General features: G+C 66.9%; 13 protein-coding genes. 3 read left to right on the forward strand and 10 right to left on the reverse strand.

From position 1 onward, the window contains the following. Positions 1-48: 48 nt before the first annotated feature. From E0E18_RS05675 to E0E18_RS05715, 9 genes are all read right to left on the reverse strand, one after another. Positions 49-369, reverse strand: a complete 321-nt coding sequence (locus E0E18_RS05675) for a hypothetical protein (RefSeq protein WP_110481067.1) — start codon at positions 367-369, stop codon at positions 49-51. Positions 370-494: 125 nt separating this feature from the next. Next, complete coding sequence (gene glmM, locus E0E18_RS05680; protein ID WP_066583908.1) at positions 495-1,841, reverse strand: phosphoglucosamine mutase; 1,347 nt, start codon at positions 1,839-1,841, stop codon at positions 495-497. A gap of 274 nt (positions 1,842-2,115) precedes the next feature. Continuing rightward, complete coding sequence (rpsI, locus tag E0E18_RS05685; protein WP_066583910.1) at positions 2,116-2,628, reverse strand: 30S ribosomal protein S9; 513 nt, start codon at positions 2,626-2,628, stop codon at positions 2,116-2,118. Continuing rightward, on the reverse strand, positions 2,625-3,068 hold the full coding sequence (rplM, locus tag E0E18_RS05690; protein WP_066583912.1) for a 50S ribosomal protein L13: 444 nt from the start codon (positions 3,066-3,068) through the stop codon (positions 2,625-2,627). Before rplM ends, rpsI begins: the two co-directional genes overlap by 4 nt. A 181-nt stretch (positions 3,069-3,249) precedes the next feature. Further along, positions 3,250-3,531, reverse strand: coding sequence for a WXG100 family type VII secretion target (locus tag E0E18_RS05695; RefSeq protein WP_110481066.1), 282 nt, complete (start codon positions 3,529-3,531; stop codon positions 3,250-3,252). A 49-nt stretch (positions 3,532-3,580) separates the two neighbouring features. Next, positions 3,581-3,865, reverse strand: coding sequence for a WXG100 family type VII secretion target (locus E0E18_RS05700; RefSeq protein WP_078057072.1), 285 nt, complete (start codon positions 3,863-3,865; stop codon positions 3,581-3,583). A 124-nt stretch (positions 3,866-3,989) separates the two neighbouring features. After that, complete coding sequence (locus E0E18_RS05705; RefSeq protein WP_078057073.1) at positions 3,990-4,784, reverse strand: FadR/GntR family transcriptional regulator; 795 nt, start codon at positions 4,782-4,784, stop codon at positions 3,990-3,992. A gap of 57 nt (positions 4,785-4,841) precedes the next feature. After that, entirely contained in the window at positions 4,842-6,230 is a 1,389-nt protein-coding gene (locus E0E18_RS05710) for a type VII secretion-associated protein (RefSeq protein WP_130839687.1), read from the reverse strand. Continuing rightward, on the reverse strand, positions 6,223-9,660 hold the full coding sequence (locus E0E18_RS05715) for an FtsK/SpoIIIE domain-containing protein (RefSeq protein ID WP_130839689.1): 3,438 nt from the start codon (positions 9,658-9,660) through the stop codon (positions 6,223-6,225). The genes E0E18_RS05710 and E0E18_RS05715 overlap by 8 nt, the downstream gene beginning before the upstream one ends. Before the next feature lie 250 nt (positions 9,661-9,910). On the opposite strand from E0E18_RS05715, the gene E0E18_RS05720 reads away from it, so the two are divergent. Further along, the gene (locus E0E18_RS05720) at positions 9,911-11,266 is read left to right on the forward strand and encodes an EsaB/YukD family protein (protein WP_130839691.1); all 1,356 of its coding nucleotides are present in this window, start codon (positions 9,911-9,913) and stop codon (positions 11,264-11,266) included. A 38-nt stretch (positions 11,267-11,304) separates the two neighbouring features. Then, positions 11,305-12,447, forward strand: a complete 1,143-nt coding sequence (locus E0E18_RS05725) for a S8 family serine peptidase (RefSeq protein WP_237559644.1) — start codon at positions 11,305-11,307, stop codon at positions 12,445-12,447. A gap of 3 nt (positions 12,448-12,450) precedes the next feature. Here E0E18_RS05725 and eccB read toward each other — a convergent pair whose 3' ends face one another. Then, a complete protein-coding gene (eccB, locus tag E0E18_RS05730; protein ID WP_130839695.1) occupies positions 12,451-13,650 on the reverse strand; it encodes a type VII secretion protein EccB in 1,200 nt (399 codons plus the stop codon). Between the two features lie 179 nt (positions 13,651-13,829). On the opposite strand from eccB, the gene E0E18_RS05735 reads away from it, so the two are divergent. After that, positions 13,830-14,615, forward strand: coding sequence for a hypothetical protein (locus tag E0E18_RS05735; RefSeq protein ID WP_237559645.1), 786 nt, complete (start codon positions 13,830-13,832; stop codon positions 14,613-14,615). The last annotated feature ends 22 nt before the right edge of the window (positions 14,616-14,637 follow it).

Consider the following 14,637-nt stretch of genomic DNA (forward strand, 5'->3'; position numbering starts at 1 on the left):
TAGCAGCCAGACTGCCCAGAGCGGTGTCGATACGCTGCTGCGCTGTGCTCACCGGAGGCCACCTCCACCGCGACCGCTCGCGGCGACGGCAGCGGAGGAGGCGTCATCTGCTGCCGATACCTGGGCCAGGGAACGGTCCACCGATTCCAGCATCCGGCCCAGGAGTGCAAGCAACCTGCGCCTCTCCTCCTGCACTGCTCCGACAGCCGCGAAAACTGTCGCCTGACGCTCTGCAAGACCGGTTCCGAACACCCCCGGGGGAATATCCGGGGAGCGGCCACCCGCTTCCGCCAGCCTCAGCGCCACCGCATCAGCGGCGGCCGCGACAGCTCTCCTCCCTCTGTCCGAATCGACATACATTCTGTCCACGGGTCTCCCTCCCCCAGTCATGTCCCGGCGGCGTCCGGCTCACCCCTGTTAGACTCCGCGGAAGACCTGCGGGTTCCCTCGGCGTCCCCACCCGGATTCCGGAACTCCCGGGAGACCGTGGCCGGTCACCCCTCCGATATCACCACGGCAGCGAGGCCACCTGCCACACGCTTGGCTTCGGCTGCCGTTGTCGCCTCGACCATCACCCGGTAGACCTGCTCCGTTCCACTGGGACGCAGCAGCACCCTTCCCGAGTCCCCCAGTTCCTTCTCCGCCGCGGCGACCGCGTCAGCGACAACCGGGGAGGAGTGAATCTTCTCCTTGTCCTCGACCGGAACATTGACGAGGGTCTGCGGAAGCACGGTCATCACAGACGCCAGTTCTTTCAGGGATTCCCCGGTCTCCGCCATGCGCGCCATGATCGACAGCCCCGTGAGGGTCCCGTCCCCGGTTGTACCGTGGGCCGGGATGACGACGTGACCCGACTGCTCTCCACCGAGAGAAAGGTCGTGGGCATTGAGTTCGGCGAGAACGTAACGATCCCCCACCCTTGTCCTCCTCAGTGCGATGCCGTGTTCCTTCATCGCCAGGGCGAGCCCGAGGTTGGACATGACCGTGGCGACAAGGGTGTTCTTCCGAAGCTCCCCCTCCTCTTTCATCGCTACAGCGAGGATCGCCATGATCTGGTCACCGTCGACGACGTTGCCCTCGGAATCGACCGCCAGGCAACGGTCGGCGTCACCGTCATGGGCCAGACCCAGATCCGCATGGTTCTCCAGAACTGCGGTGCGGAGTACGTCGATGTGCGTGGAACCGCAGTTGTCGTTGATGTTGTAGGAGTTCGGATGATTGTGGATCGCGACCACGTCCGCCCCTGCCTGTGCATAGGCCTTCGGAGCAGCATCACTGGCAGCACCGTTGGCACAGTCGACGACCACCCTGATCCCGTCGAGGGGGGCGGGCACAGACGAGGCGAGATGGAACAGGTAGCGCTCCAGACCGTCCCCGGACTCCTCGATGATCCGCCCGATCCCCGCACCTGTCGGACCGGTCTCCGGCAGCTCCAGCATCGCTGCCTCAATCTCGTCCTCGACGGTGTCGTCAAGTTTCAGCCCACCTGCCGCGAAGAACTTGATCCCGTTGTCGGGCATCGGGTTGTGGGAGGCGGAGATCATCACACCCATGTCTGCCCCGTAGTCGTCTGTGAGGAAAGCGACCGCCGGAGTCGGGAGCACGCCGACATCGAGGACGTCCACCCCCTGTGACGCCATACCTGCGGACAGTGCCGACGCCAGCATTTCGCCTGATGCCCGAGGGTCCCTGCCGATCACGGCCACCGGTCGGCGCTGTGAATTCGGGGAGGTCTCGGTGAGTACCCGCGCTGCCGCCGCCCCCAGCCGTAGTGCGAGTGTTGCGGTCAGGGTCCGGTTGGCCAGACCGCGTACCCCGTCAGTTCCGAAGAGTCTGCTCATGGGCAGCAAGTCTAGTGGGTCCGAAGCCGTTGACTGTGTTCCGGGACAGGCCGACAGGACAGGAGTCTCCTCCGGGTGACGGCGTTCACACCCGTGGCGCCGGGCAGTTCCGCCGACCGGAGCCGCCGTACATGGGCAGTGCAGGACCATTGGAAAAAGCAACGCCGTCCCGGTTCCGGACACATGGTCCGGTGCGGGACGGCGTAAGTGCGGTGGCAGTTCCGGAGAACCGGACCACCGCGAACAGCCGGTACGGGGCACAGGCCCCGCCCAGTCAGCGCTTCGAGTACTGGGGAGCGCGACGGGCCTTGTGCAGACCAGCCTTCTTGCGCTCGACGGCACGGGCGTCACGGGTGAGGAAGCCGGCCTTCTTCAGGGCAGCCCGCTCCTCCGGGTTGTACTTGTTCAGGGCACGGGCGATGGCCAGACGCATGGCGCCCGCCTGACCGGAGGGTCCGCCACCCTTGAGGTTGACCTGGAAGTCGAACTGGTTCTCACGGTCCAGGAGGACCAGAGGAGCCTTGATCAGCTGCTGGTGCAGCTTGTTCGGGAAGTAGTCCTCCAGGGTACGGCCGTTGCAGGTGAACTGGCCGGAACCGGCGACCATGCGGACGCGGACGACTGCTTCCTTGCGGCGGCCGACAGTCTGGATCGGGCCTTCGTAGAGGTCGGCGACGACCGGAGCGGCCTCGTCGAACTCCTCGACCTCGGCGACGGAGTCACCGATGGTGGCGACGAACTCCTCGCTCACGGCTTCAGCGGCCTCGTAGTTCTCGTTGTCGCTCACTGGGCCACCTTCTTGATCTCGTAGGTCTCGGGCTGCTGAGCGGCGAACGGGTGCTCTGCACCCGCGTACACGCGCAGCTTCTTCACGGACTGGCGGGAGAGACGGTTGTGCGGCATCATGCCGGTGATCGCCTCTGCCACGACACGCTCCGGGTGCAGCTCCAGGGAGCGACCCAGGGACATGGTCTTCAGTCCGCCCGGGTATCCGGAGTGGCGGTAACGGAACTCACGGTCACGCTTGTTGGCCGAGATGGCGACCTTGTCGGCGTTGATGATGATCACATTGTCGCCGCAGTCGGTGTTCGGGGCGTAGATGGCCTTGCCCTTGCCGCGCAGCAGGTTCGCTGCATGGGTGGCGAGACGACCCAGAACCACGTCAGTGGCGTCGATGACATACCACTTACGGGTGATGTCACCGCTCTTCGGGTGGAAAGTAGTCACATGGACTCCTTGTTCTTCGTGGAGCTGCCGGCCCGTGCCCTGACCGGGTGCGCCCCGGTCACGTCCGCGGCGGCCGGTTGGGACCCGCGGACCGGCCACACGAGTGCACGTCATGACGCGCACCGGTGTGACCGCAACCCTGGAAATGGTACCGGAGCTGCCGTTGAGGCCCAAATTCCGGTCAGGCCCAGCTGTTCGCCGCGCTTGTGTTGATCTGACTCATCCGCGAGTTGGCGTCCTCAACTGCCCTCGCCACAGACTGCAGCACCGTGTTGAGTTCCGCGGCCGCGTTGTCCCACCTGCGTTGGGCGTCCTGGTATGCGGCGGAGGATTCCCCCTCCCATTCCGCAGTCATCGGCGCAATATCTGATTTGAGCTGGTCAAGTGTGCTGTTGATGTTGCTGCTCGTGGTGCGAATGTCCACCGACGCCTGAGCGATGGTTGCGAAATTGTACTGGATCATTGATTGACTCCCCGTGTCTGCTGCTGTTGTTGACGACTTCCGGACGATCTCACCGGAATGCGGCGGTGTTGTCGTCCTCGACCTGCTGGAATGCCCGCGCGTTGGAGCGGATGTTCTCGGAAATGCTCACCAACGCGCTCCTCAGTTCCCGGGCAGAGTCATTCCACCTCACCATGAGGTTCGCGAACGCCGCCTGTGCCTCCCCTTTCCATACTCCCCGGAGAGAGTCGACCACCCCCTGAAGCCGGTTCAGCTCTGCGTGCACCTGCTCATTGACGTTGTCCACCTTGCCTGCAGTGGAGTGCATTACGTCAGTTGTTGTCCTGAAGCTCACGGATTCCCCCTGGATAGTTGTTCCGGATCTGCCGGGGAGGTCACAGTTTCACGACGTCCCTGCCCCGCAGCGGCCCCTGGTCGGGACCGTCCCTGCAGTTAGACTCCGCCGGTGCCCGCCAGGTTCATTCCTGTCCGGTGTCGCCTGCCCCGGGGGCACCCGCCCCGGTGATCAGCTCCTGTTCGTCACTGCACAGACCGGGCAACGCGCGGTAGGAGGTCCGTATATGCTCGCGGGCGAGTTCCGCCGCCTGCTCGCCGTTTCCGGCGGCCACCGCCTCGAGCAGTGACCTGTGCTGTTCCTGGAGCAGATCCCGCAGACCGTCCCAGTCCAGGTGGGCACGGTAGCCTTCCAGCAGAGGCGCTCTCAGGGACTCGCGTATCGCCTGTGTCATGTCTGCGAAAAGCCTGTTCCCTCCTCCTCGCGCCAGTGCGACATGGAAGCGGGTGTCGGCGTCCCCGAACTCCTCCCTGCCGATGTCCTGTCGGTCCATGACGGCCAGCTCCTCCCCCATACGGTGCAGCACTTCCGGATCACCCCGGCGCGCCGCCATTGCGGCACTCTCGACCTCCAGGATCAGTCTGGTCTGGACCACTTCCTCCAGCGCGAAATTGTTGAGCGCCACATGCAGTTTCAGGAAGCGGCTCAGTGCGACAGTCGGTGTGGCGGCGATGAATGTACCGGCCCGGGTCCCGGAACCTACATGGGATTCGAGAACTCCGTGGCTTTCCAGGACCCGGATGGCTTCACGGGCGGCGGCCCTGCTGACCCCGAGTTGTTCGGCGAGCTGGCGTTCAGGTGGCAGTGCGTCTCCGACCCCCAGTTCGCCTGACAGTATGCGGTTCTCGATCGCCTCGACCACCAGCGAATGAGTGCTGGTCCGAGGCGCGGAGCGCTCTGGGTCGGAGTGTTCATTCATGGCTCCGGTTCTACCACCCGATGACCGTTGCTCCGGATCCGACGCGTCCCCCCGTCCTCACCCCACCCTCACGGTGGCCGTGAAACGGTCGCAGACCGCAGTACGGTCTGCGGTGACATCACCGGACGCCGGACGGTACTGACATCCCACTGAGACCTGGTGGCCGTCGATCAGTCTCACCTGCCAGCGGGTCACCGACCGGCTGGTCGACTCCTCGTAGTCGACCGGTGACCGTGAGAGCACGCGAACTCCCGGCACTTTCTCAAGCGCTGTGAGCATCCGGGCGTCCAGCTGGTCCTGGGTACCCACCGGTGCCGGTTTAGCGGCCACGAGGATCCTCATGTCCGGGTCCTCCGACATCCAGATCTCCCGGTTCCTCGTGGCCTCACTGATGGTCCAACCTTCCAGTCCCACGGTGACAGGCACATCTGCGCGGGACACCCGGGGGTCGTCTCCGTGACTGCCGTGCCGGACGGGGTCATTCCATTCCCCGGGCGTGACACTTTCAGCAGACGCAGATGTCGGGACCAGTCCTTCCCCGTCCCCCCGGGGTTGTTCTCCCACTGTCGTGGAACCGACCGTTCCCGCCGGCGGCCATGTTGATCCTGCCTGTGTCTGCACACCGTCCGGTAGCGCACGGTCACCGCTGGTGGCCTGTCCGCCTGTCGCTGACACCACGCCGAAGACGCAGAGGACCAGGACCACCAGTCCTGTCATCACAGCGGCCACTGTCCGCACACGGTGTCCGGCACTCCCGTCGTCGACGCTGACATCCGGGTCTGACGGTCTGGACAGGTAAGCCGGGCGGACGTGTGCGGTGTCCCGGTCGGCGGACCTGCTGCCGGAGCGCGATCCATCGGAGACGGAGGCCTCGATTTCCTCGAGTTCGGCGCGTGCCATCGCCAGGTCCGCGGCGATTTTCACGGCGTCGGTGGGGTCCACGACCCTGGCGCGCAACCCGACCGATCTCAGGTAGGACGCCGTGACCGCTGCCTCATCTCCGACGACGATGATGTCGGTGTGGGGTTCTCCCACTCCCCAGGGGAACCTGGTCCGTGGGACAAGTGGGTTGGGACTGGTCAACTCGGGGTCGGCGGCGCGGGCCGTGAGAACCTCCGACACCAGTTCCCGCACCGCCTCCAGCCGGGTCAGCGCTATACCGGTTCTCCTCCATTCCGGTGAGTCACGAGGCACAGCACCGGGGCTGACGGCCGTGCCGTCGATGTCACCACTGACGGCCGTGCCGTCGATGTCACCACTGACGGCCGTGCCGTCGATGTCACCACTGACGGCCGTGCCGTCGATGTCACCACTGACGGTGAATCCGCTGAGCAGGTCAGTCACGGCCGATCCGTTGACCAGGATCCCTGATTCCACCAGTGCCAGTGCCCGGAAGACTGTCCCGGTCTGCGACCCTGTGGCTCCGGACGGACACTGTTCAGACATGCTCGTCCTTCCCTTCTGTTTCCGGTTCCAGTTCCGACCGCCGGTCCGCTGAACTCCGGTCTGCCCCGGGGATGTCGCCCGTTCCGGGGACGGCGATCTGCAGCTCCTCCACCGTGTTCTGTACGAGGAGTCCGCGTCCCGGTGGCCGGGGACACAGGGCCTGTCCTGCGACTGGCCCGTCCTCTCGCGGCGCGGACAACAGGATCCAGGCTGTACTGTCGCGGATGCCCTGGAACAGGGGTGTGTAGGTGCTGCGGCCCAGCACAGCGCTCCGTCTGGCGGTGACCAGATGCAGGCCGATGTCTGCGGCGTACGGGAGCAACGGGACGACTGTTTCCAGCGCCGCGGCCAGCTCCGTGGAGTGGTCCAGGTCGTCGACGACGACAATGTAGTCGGGTCCGGACCACCAGCTCCGGTTTCTCAGGGACTCCGGACTCAGCTCGGTGACGTCGCCGGGAATCCTTGCGGTGAGGACGGCCGTCACCTGCTCCAGTTCAGTGACGAAGCCCACCGGGGACCGGTATCCGGGAAGGCCTAGGAGTCCTCTTCGAACGTCGGTCACCAGCAGCTCAACCTGGTCGGAGCGGTGAAGGTTCCGGGTTGCAAGATCGGTGACCACAGTGCGCAGGGCGGTCGTCGCCCCGGAACCTGATCTCCCCGCCACAGTCAGATGAGGCAGGGTCCGCAGATCCCAGTACACCGGTCCCAGGTCGGCGCCTCCGAGCCCGAGGAGAACCCCGTCCGTACGCCTGTCATCACCGTGTCCGTCTCCCCGTCTCTCCACCGCTTCCGCAGTTTCCACCGCCTCCGAAGCCTCTGCCACCACGGCACGGTAGGTGACTGACGCCGGCAGTACCCGCATGGTTCTGACGGTGTCCCCACGGGCCGCGCTGACGCGGCGGGCGTGTTCCACGGCTTCAGCGTCCGACCACGCCATCTGTACCTGATGTCCGGTCCAGGACACACCCCTGCCCGGGGCATCCGGAAGACTGCGTTGGATGTCCCTGTGGTTGGACTCTCCCGGAGGCAACCGAAGTTCCAGCTGCCCGACGAGCAGGTCACGCAGACTAGGCCGGAAGGTCCACCGCAGTGCGGTGACGACGACATGGACACCTCTCTCCAGACCCCCTGCGACGAGTGCGGAAAGCCGCCTGTCTGCCTCCCCGAGAGCGTCGACCCCGTCCACCAGCAGTATCCGGTGGGTGACCCCTTCCGGAGGATCCTGCTCAAGCTCATCGAACATTCTGTCGACCAGATCAACCCCGACAACCGCAGCAACTTGCGGTAACCGGGCCAGACCGGCCAGTGAACCACCCGGGTCGAAGACGTAGACGACCACTCCCGGGTTGCCGAGGACGAAACCGACAGTCAACGTCCGCAGCACGGTTGTTTTCCCGGTCCCCGGTGATCCGACGACCGCCCAGTGGCGTCGTCGCAGGTCAACTTCACAGGGTTTCTGCACACCGTCGAAGGGAAGGTCTTCCAGACCGACAGGTACCGGTCGGAGATCCGGGCCCGTGCCGTCGGTTCCGGTACCCCAGGTTCGGTTTTCTCCGAGCAGCAGACTGGCCGGCAGGTCGACAGGCAACGGTTCCAGCCAGATCGGGTTGAGGTTGGGCCCCGCGAGACGGTCGATGACCAGTTCCATCACCGTTCCCGTCGATTCCTGCCCGGCCCCCAGCTCTCTGACCGGTCCCCGGTCCGCCGGAGTCTGCGGCCCGGACACATAGGCGGATCTGAAGCGTATCTGACCTGCTCCTCCCGCCGATTCGGCGAGAATCGCCTCCCCCGGGGAGGCGGGAAGCTCATAGGCTGCCGGTGAACCGATGAGAGCCCGTGACTCCGCCGCCGAGAAGGTCCGCAACGCCACCCGGTAGCTCAGGTGCGACTCCAGACCACGTAGCCTGCCTTCCTCCAGGCGTTGGCTGGCGAGGAGGAGGTGGAGGCCGAGGGAGCGTCCCAGTCTGCCGATCGCCGCGAACACCTCGGCGAACTCTGGTCTTGTAATCAGGAGTTCGGAGAATTCGTCGACCACGACCAGCAGCGACGGCATCTCCCCGGGGCTGGTGCCGTTGAAGTCCGTGGCCGTGGTCATTCCCGCCGCCCGGAGCTTCTCCTGTCGCCGGTGCATCTCGCCGAGCAGGGCGTCCTTCATCCGGTCGACGAGCAACGCCTCCTCCGAAAGGTTGGTGATCACCGCTGATGTGTGGGGCAGACGCTCCATTCCGGAGAATGCTGCCCCTCCCTTGAAGTCGACGAGCACGAAGTTCAGTTCGCTCGGCGGATGATGGTGCGCGAAGCTGGTGACCACGGACCGGAGGAACTCGGATTTCCCCGACCCGGTGGCGCCGATACACAGTCCGTGGGGGCCGATCCCGCCTTTCGCGGCTTCCCTGATGTCGAGGTAGACCGGGGCACCTCCCGACGTACCGACCGGTGCCCGTAGCTCTCCTCCGGGCAGGTCGAGCAGCGACCTCTCCTGCCGGTGACGGCACCGGGACCTGCACAACGCCGCCAGTTCCACATCGCTGAGACTGTCGGCGACGGCGAAAGGACGCCACCCGTCGACTGTCCATGCAGACAGCACCCCGTCCTCGGCGCGGAGAAGCAGACCCCCGTCGCGGGCAGCGTCCTCGGTCGCCCGGTCGGGGTGGGCTACGACGGCGCACCCCACTTCTCTGCCGGCGGCAGTGTCCTTGTTCTGTCCCACCGGCGTGGCCGGCGGTCCACCGTGCAGGAAGCAGACGGACAACGGACCATGGTGCGGCAACCAGCGGTCGTGCGGACCTGTGACAGTCACAGTGTCCTCGTCCTGCATGACCAGTGCACCCTGCACTGCCCTGACCAGCCCGGACGCGTCCTTACCGGTGACCGCCACCACAGGAAACTCGCGCAGGTCGACGGCGACCGGAGCCTCGACGGTGGCATGGCGGATCGCCAGGTCTCTCAGGGACATCGCGCACACAGGTTCAAGGTCCTCGGGCGGGGCGTCCACAGGAATGTCGAGCGGGTCGTCCGGAGCCTGGACCGCTGTCCCGATGCGCACGACCCCCGGCTCCCGGTCCGTCCCGTTGATCCTCTCGTCGTCCCCTGTGACGAAGGTCCAGAGGGCCCCAGGGTGGGGGTGCCTGGCGAGTGCCTGCTCCACCTGTTCTCTCCTGGAGCGTCGGAGCCCGTCGGAGAGAGCGTCAAGATGACGGTGGTAGCTGCGACGGGTCTCGTCGACATCCTGACCGCCCGGTTGGAACATCATCAACATGCTCCCCACGAGCATCAACGGGAAAAGGAATGTGGTCGGATTCCTCGCCATGCCAGACAGCACCATCGCCGCGACCATGCCCAGCACGGCGACAAGCATCACCGCAGGCATGAGTACGCGGAGGAAAGGCTGCCGGCTCTTCGGCAGGGACGGTGGTGGCTGGGTCTGCACCTGTGTTCCCCCTTGTCACAGATCCCCGTCGCCGGACGGTCCCCTGCACCCCTCGCGCAGCCCCCCGACGAACTTCTGACCGGAACTGTACCGGAAAAACGGCTGTACGGTAAGGGCCGGCTCGCCTACACTCGTCGTCGTACGTCGCGTCACGGGGGCCGCAGCGGATCACCGCAGGGGGTCGGGAGAAGGGGACGCGGAAGTCCGTACCGCGGTACACGTCGCGGACAGTTCAGGGGGAATATCACGGATGATCGCAGTCAGCATCACAGTTGTCACCGACGGAGGGGACGCACGGGGACGGGTCGTGGAGGCCACGGTCTCCGACGTTCTCCCGGTCGCCGAACTACTGCCGCACCTGGTGGACGCACTGCCCGGGGAGCGCTGGCGGCTCGTCGGTCCGGGAGGGGTGCTCAGACCGGAGCTCGGTCTGGGGGAGGCGGGGGTCAGACCCGGGGAACGTCTCGAACTGACGCGGGACGCTGTTCCTGCACCTCCACCGGACACGGTGGAACAGCTGAGCACTGTCATTCCTCCCAGCCCCGCGGTACATGTGGCTGCCGTGGCCGCGGCCGGGTTGACGGTAGCCCTGCCACCGCTCTGGGCGGGGACGCCGGCGTGGCACCCTCTGGAGGTCACTGAACGCGCCCGGTCCGTCTTCGACGGTACCGGCGATCCCGGGGGTGTCACTGCCACGGTCTGTACGGTCTTCACCGTCTTTGCCGCGGTGGCGGTGGCGGCGTGCAGTCTGCACGACCGTCGTCTGACCCCCGTCGCTGCACTGCTGGCCTTCGGGAGCGGGCTGCAGGTCAATGTGCTCACTGGGTGTGTTCTCGCGGCATGCGCGGTGTGGCGGTCCGGGCCGGAGCGGGTGTTCACGGTGTGTCTGGCCCTGGCGGCCGCGGTCAACTTCTGGCCGGGGGTGACTGTGTTGGCCGGGATGGTCGTCCTCGTGTTCTCCGGACAGCTCGCCCTGGGCGTGGCAGGGGTTCCCCTGCCACGCATACCGGCGACCGGACTGTTCCACGGGTCAGAACAGGCTGGGCCAGTACAGGCTGGGTCAGTGAAGGCTGGGCCCGGAGGCCACGGCGAAGCTGGCCGACACGGGATCCACGACAGATCCGACAGATCCGGCAGATCCGGTGGACGCCACGGCCAGGCCGTGGAAGAGGGTGGACCGGGGAATGACGGACACCCCACCACGGCGTCCGCCCTGACCACCCACGCCTCGCTTGTCCTGGCGGCATGCACCGTGATCTGTGCCGGCGTGTTCCAGTTGATCCCGCCGGGCTCGCGTCCGGACTGGCAGACAGTGGCGGGCGGTCTGGCCGTCGCTGCCGCCGGACTGTCCGCGCGGGGCTGCCGTCCGGTCCACGCCGTGTCCGTGACGCTCACCGCCACGCTGGTGTTCAGCTGGACGTTGATGCACTGCCCGGGTCTGTGGCCGGTGCTGGCGCCACTTCCTGTGGTGCTTCCCCTGATCCGGGTCCGGTCCCCTCTTGTCGGCCGGGTCACCGATGTCGTGGAGACGGTCGCCTTTGCTGTGGCCGTACCCCTGCTCATCTCGACGACCGGAGTCTTCGGTCTGGTCAGGGGGCTCGGATGACCAGGGGCCGGCGGAGCCGCCGATCCTGTGTCTCGGGAGTGCCCCCGGTCGGTGCTGTCGCCCTCGCCCTGACCGTGGTCACCTCTCTGGCAGTGGTGCCGACGGCGAATCCCCAGTCTGTCCGGTGTGCGGTCGCCGCCGAAGGCGGCACTCTGCCGGTGGACGTCCCCCTCCCCCACGACCGGGCCACCGGTGCCGGGGTGGCGGTGGCGGTGGTGGACACCGGGGCGTCCTCCCCGGGAGTGGTGGCCGGTGACGGCCGGGAAGGGTCGGGGGACCTGGACCACTGCGTACTCCACGGCACAGCAGTGGCGGGGGTCATAAGGTCGGTCGCTCCGGACGCGCTCGTTGTGTCGCACCGCCAGCTCACCGACCATGGTGGCGGTACCGTGGCTGGGCTCGTCGACGCACTTGACCGCGCTGTAGCGAATTCCGGAGGTCCCGGTGCACCCGGTTCTCCCCGCGTGCGGGTCGTCAACATGTCGCTGGTTGCCTGTCAGGACACCGCGGAACTGCGTCGGGCGGTCGCCGACGCGGAGAATGCGGGACTTCTGGTTGTCGCCGCAGCGGGGAACTCCGGACAGTGCGGTGCAGACCAGCAGCCCTTCCCTGCTTCTCTCCCGGGGGTCCTGGCTGTGGGCGGGGTCGAGATGCGGCACCCGGATCCGGCGACCCTGGATGATCTGGGGAGGGGACGCCGCACCGCGGAGTATTCACTCCCGGGCCCCTGGGTGGAGATCGCTGCGCCCGGCGGTCCCGTTTCCACGGTCCTGGACACCGGCGGCAGGGCCGTGTCAGTGGTAGGCGACCCTGAACCGTTCATCGGCACGAGTTTCGCCGCTCCGGTGGTGGCCGCCACAGCTGCGCTGGTGTGGCAGGTCCGGCCGGAGCTGACCCCGCAACAGGTCAGAACTCTGCTGGTGGAGTCCGCCAGTCCGGGCCCGGTGCCCGTGGTCGATCCGTCTGCTGCGGTGACCGCAGCATCCGCCGGGGAACCGGTCCGGACAGACGGGGATGCACGACCTGCTCCCGCTGTGCCTGCAACGATGCCGGCGACGACTCCCCCTCACCTGCGTGATCCGCGGGTTCCCACCGCGCTCGCACTGCTGGTCTCAGCCATTGTGGTGGGAACCGTCATCCGCCGGCGTCCCCGCGCGGTACCGGACATGCGTACACGGTGAAGTTCAGTCCGTGCCCCGCGCGCGTGCGGCTGACAGTTCCCCTCCGTCCGGCAGGGCGTCGATGACTCTCCAGGGCACGACCACAGGTAGCTCCCCGTCGCCGAGAACACCGAGAGCGTCCAGTTCTTCCTGCGAAGGCACCGAATACCGGATTCCTGATGCACTGACCAGTGCGAACCCCCGCTCGGTGGCAAGTGCCGCGGTGCCGCGGGGCCCGTCGTACAGTCCGGTGCCGGCGGAATGCTCCGCACGGGATTCTCCCAGGGACGGTCTCTCCACGAGGCGCACACCTGCACAGACCTCGCCCACCTGCCGGAACACGAGCCCGGCCGGGACATGTTCGAGCGCCCGGGCACCCGGGAGTCTCAGCACCGTACCGAGGTCTGATGCCACCGGAGGCGACGGTGACAGGGCTTCGGCGACCGCCCGGCGCGCCCCGTTGACCTCAGCCATTCCGCCGGCGGTGGCGACAAAGGCACGGTCTCCGGCGGTGACCAGGGTGCCGGGGGCGAACGGGGTATCCTGGGCGGCCGGATCCGCGCCCGCGGGCCCCGCGGGAAGGACAACGTCGGGTCCCCTGTCCAGTACGGCGACGACAGTGTCCGCGGTCTCCACCGGTACTGCGCCGAATGCACGCGCCACGGTGTCCCCCTTGTCAGGGATCAGCATCCGTCGTCCGTCGACGGCCAACCACCACCCGGACGGTGCGACGAGGATCTGGGGCCCGGCATCGACCGAGGCGTCCGTGGCTACGACGGTGTCTGCACAGTAGAACCAGTCTGTGGCGGATCCTCCGGGCACCGGTGACAGGCCCGGTACATCGGGGATACCGACCGGGGGACCGGCCGGCAGATCTGCCAGTTCCGATGCGGTGGCCTTGTCCACGTTCTCCGCGGAACCGAGCAGCAGACGTGCGGAGGCTACGTTGGTGACCGGGTGGAATCTCTCCCCGAGCCGGACATGCAGGGTTCCGGTCTCATCTGTGACCAGGAGAGCGTCTCCGACCGAGGGTGCGGGACGCAGAAGAGCCGTGAGCGCCACACCGCCTGCGACCAGGAGTGCGAGCAGGACTCCGACCCCGGTCGCACGGCGCTGGGTTCGCAGCGGGTCATGCGCCATTCGTGGGTCTCCGGTGACCAGTGCAAGTTCGGTGCGACGCAGGATGAACGAGTATCCGGACACCTGCAGACCTGTTGTTCTCATGTGTGTTCTCCCCCCCCGGCGGGTCCCCGGTGATCCCCTGACGCACCACCCCCTGACACTGCGGCACATCGTCATGTACATTCTGATCTGAAAGATACATCAGGGGAGGCTTTCAGGGGAGGCCTGCCGGGGACTGCCTCGGGGGAAGGGGTGCAGGGGTGTTGGGTACGGTGACAGCCGTGACAGCTGCGGTCGGTACAGGTGTGCTGGCGGGTCAGGGGGACAGGCGAGGGCAGGACGCCGCAACAACCGCGGAGGCACGTCCGGGGTGGGTCCATGTGCATCCGCCCCATGTGTCGCTGTGGGGGGCGCGCGGACCGGTGAGCATTGACCGGTCGCTTGTCGACAGGTTGTCCGCGGGGATGCGGTCGGAGTCGCGTCCTGTCCTGGCGACGGCTCCTCCTCCCCGGCCGGTGGGGCCGGTGCAGCGGACGTATGCGGGACTGGCGGCGTTGGGACGCCCGTCAACGCGTTGTCTGGTCGGGGTTTCCGGGCCGGGCGGGGCGCTCATGCCGTGGGCGGCGGCGGGATGTGGTCTGCTCGCCAGGGAGATTCCGGTGCTGCCGGCGGCTGCGCAGGTGGTGTCCGGGACCGTCGTCGCTGATCCGCTGCCGGGGTGGATGGTGGGGACCGACGGTGGCGGGATCCCGGTGACCGTCAATCTTCCACCGGGGTCCACGGTGGTGGTCTGCGGTGAGGGAGGCCCGGGGCTGGTGGAGACACTTCCCGCCACGGGCCGCTGTGAGGGCGGTGACGTGACCGTTGTAGACGGTACCGGGCAGCGTGTCGACGATCTGGTCTCCCGGTGGAGGGACGCCTGGCATCCCCAGTCGTGCAGGGTAGTCCTGGCACCCTCACCGACCGTCCCTGTGGGGGTGTACGCGGACGTCGTTGTCGACGTGGACGTCGGGGAACTGCGTTGCGGGCACCGGGTGACCGGGTTCCGGCCACTTCCGTTGTTCTGAGTGCCTGCTGCAGACACACTGC

It is taken from the genome of Corynebacterium neomassiliense (assembly GCF_900626215.1).
Classification (GTDB): Bacteria; Actinomycetota; Actinomycetes; order Mycobacteriales; family Mycobacteriaceae; genus Corynebacterium; species Corynebacterium neomassiliense.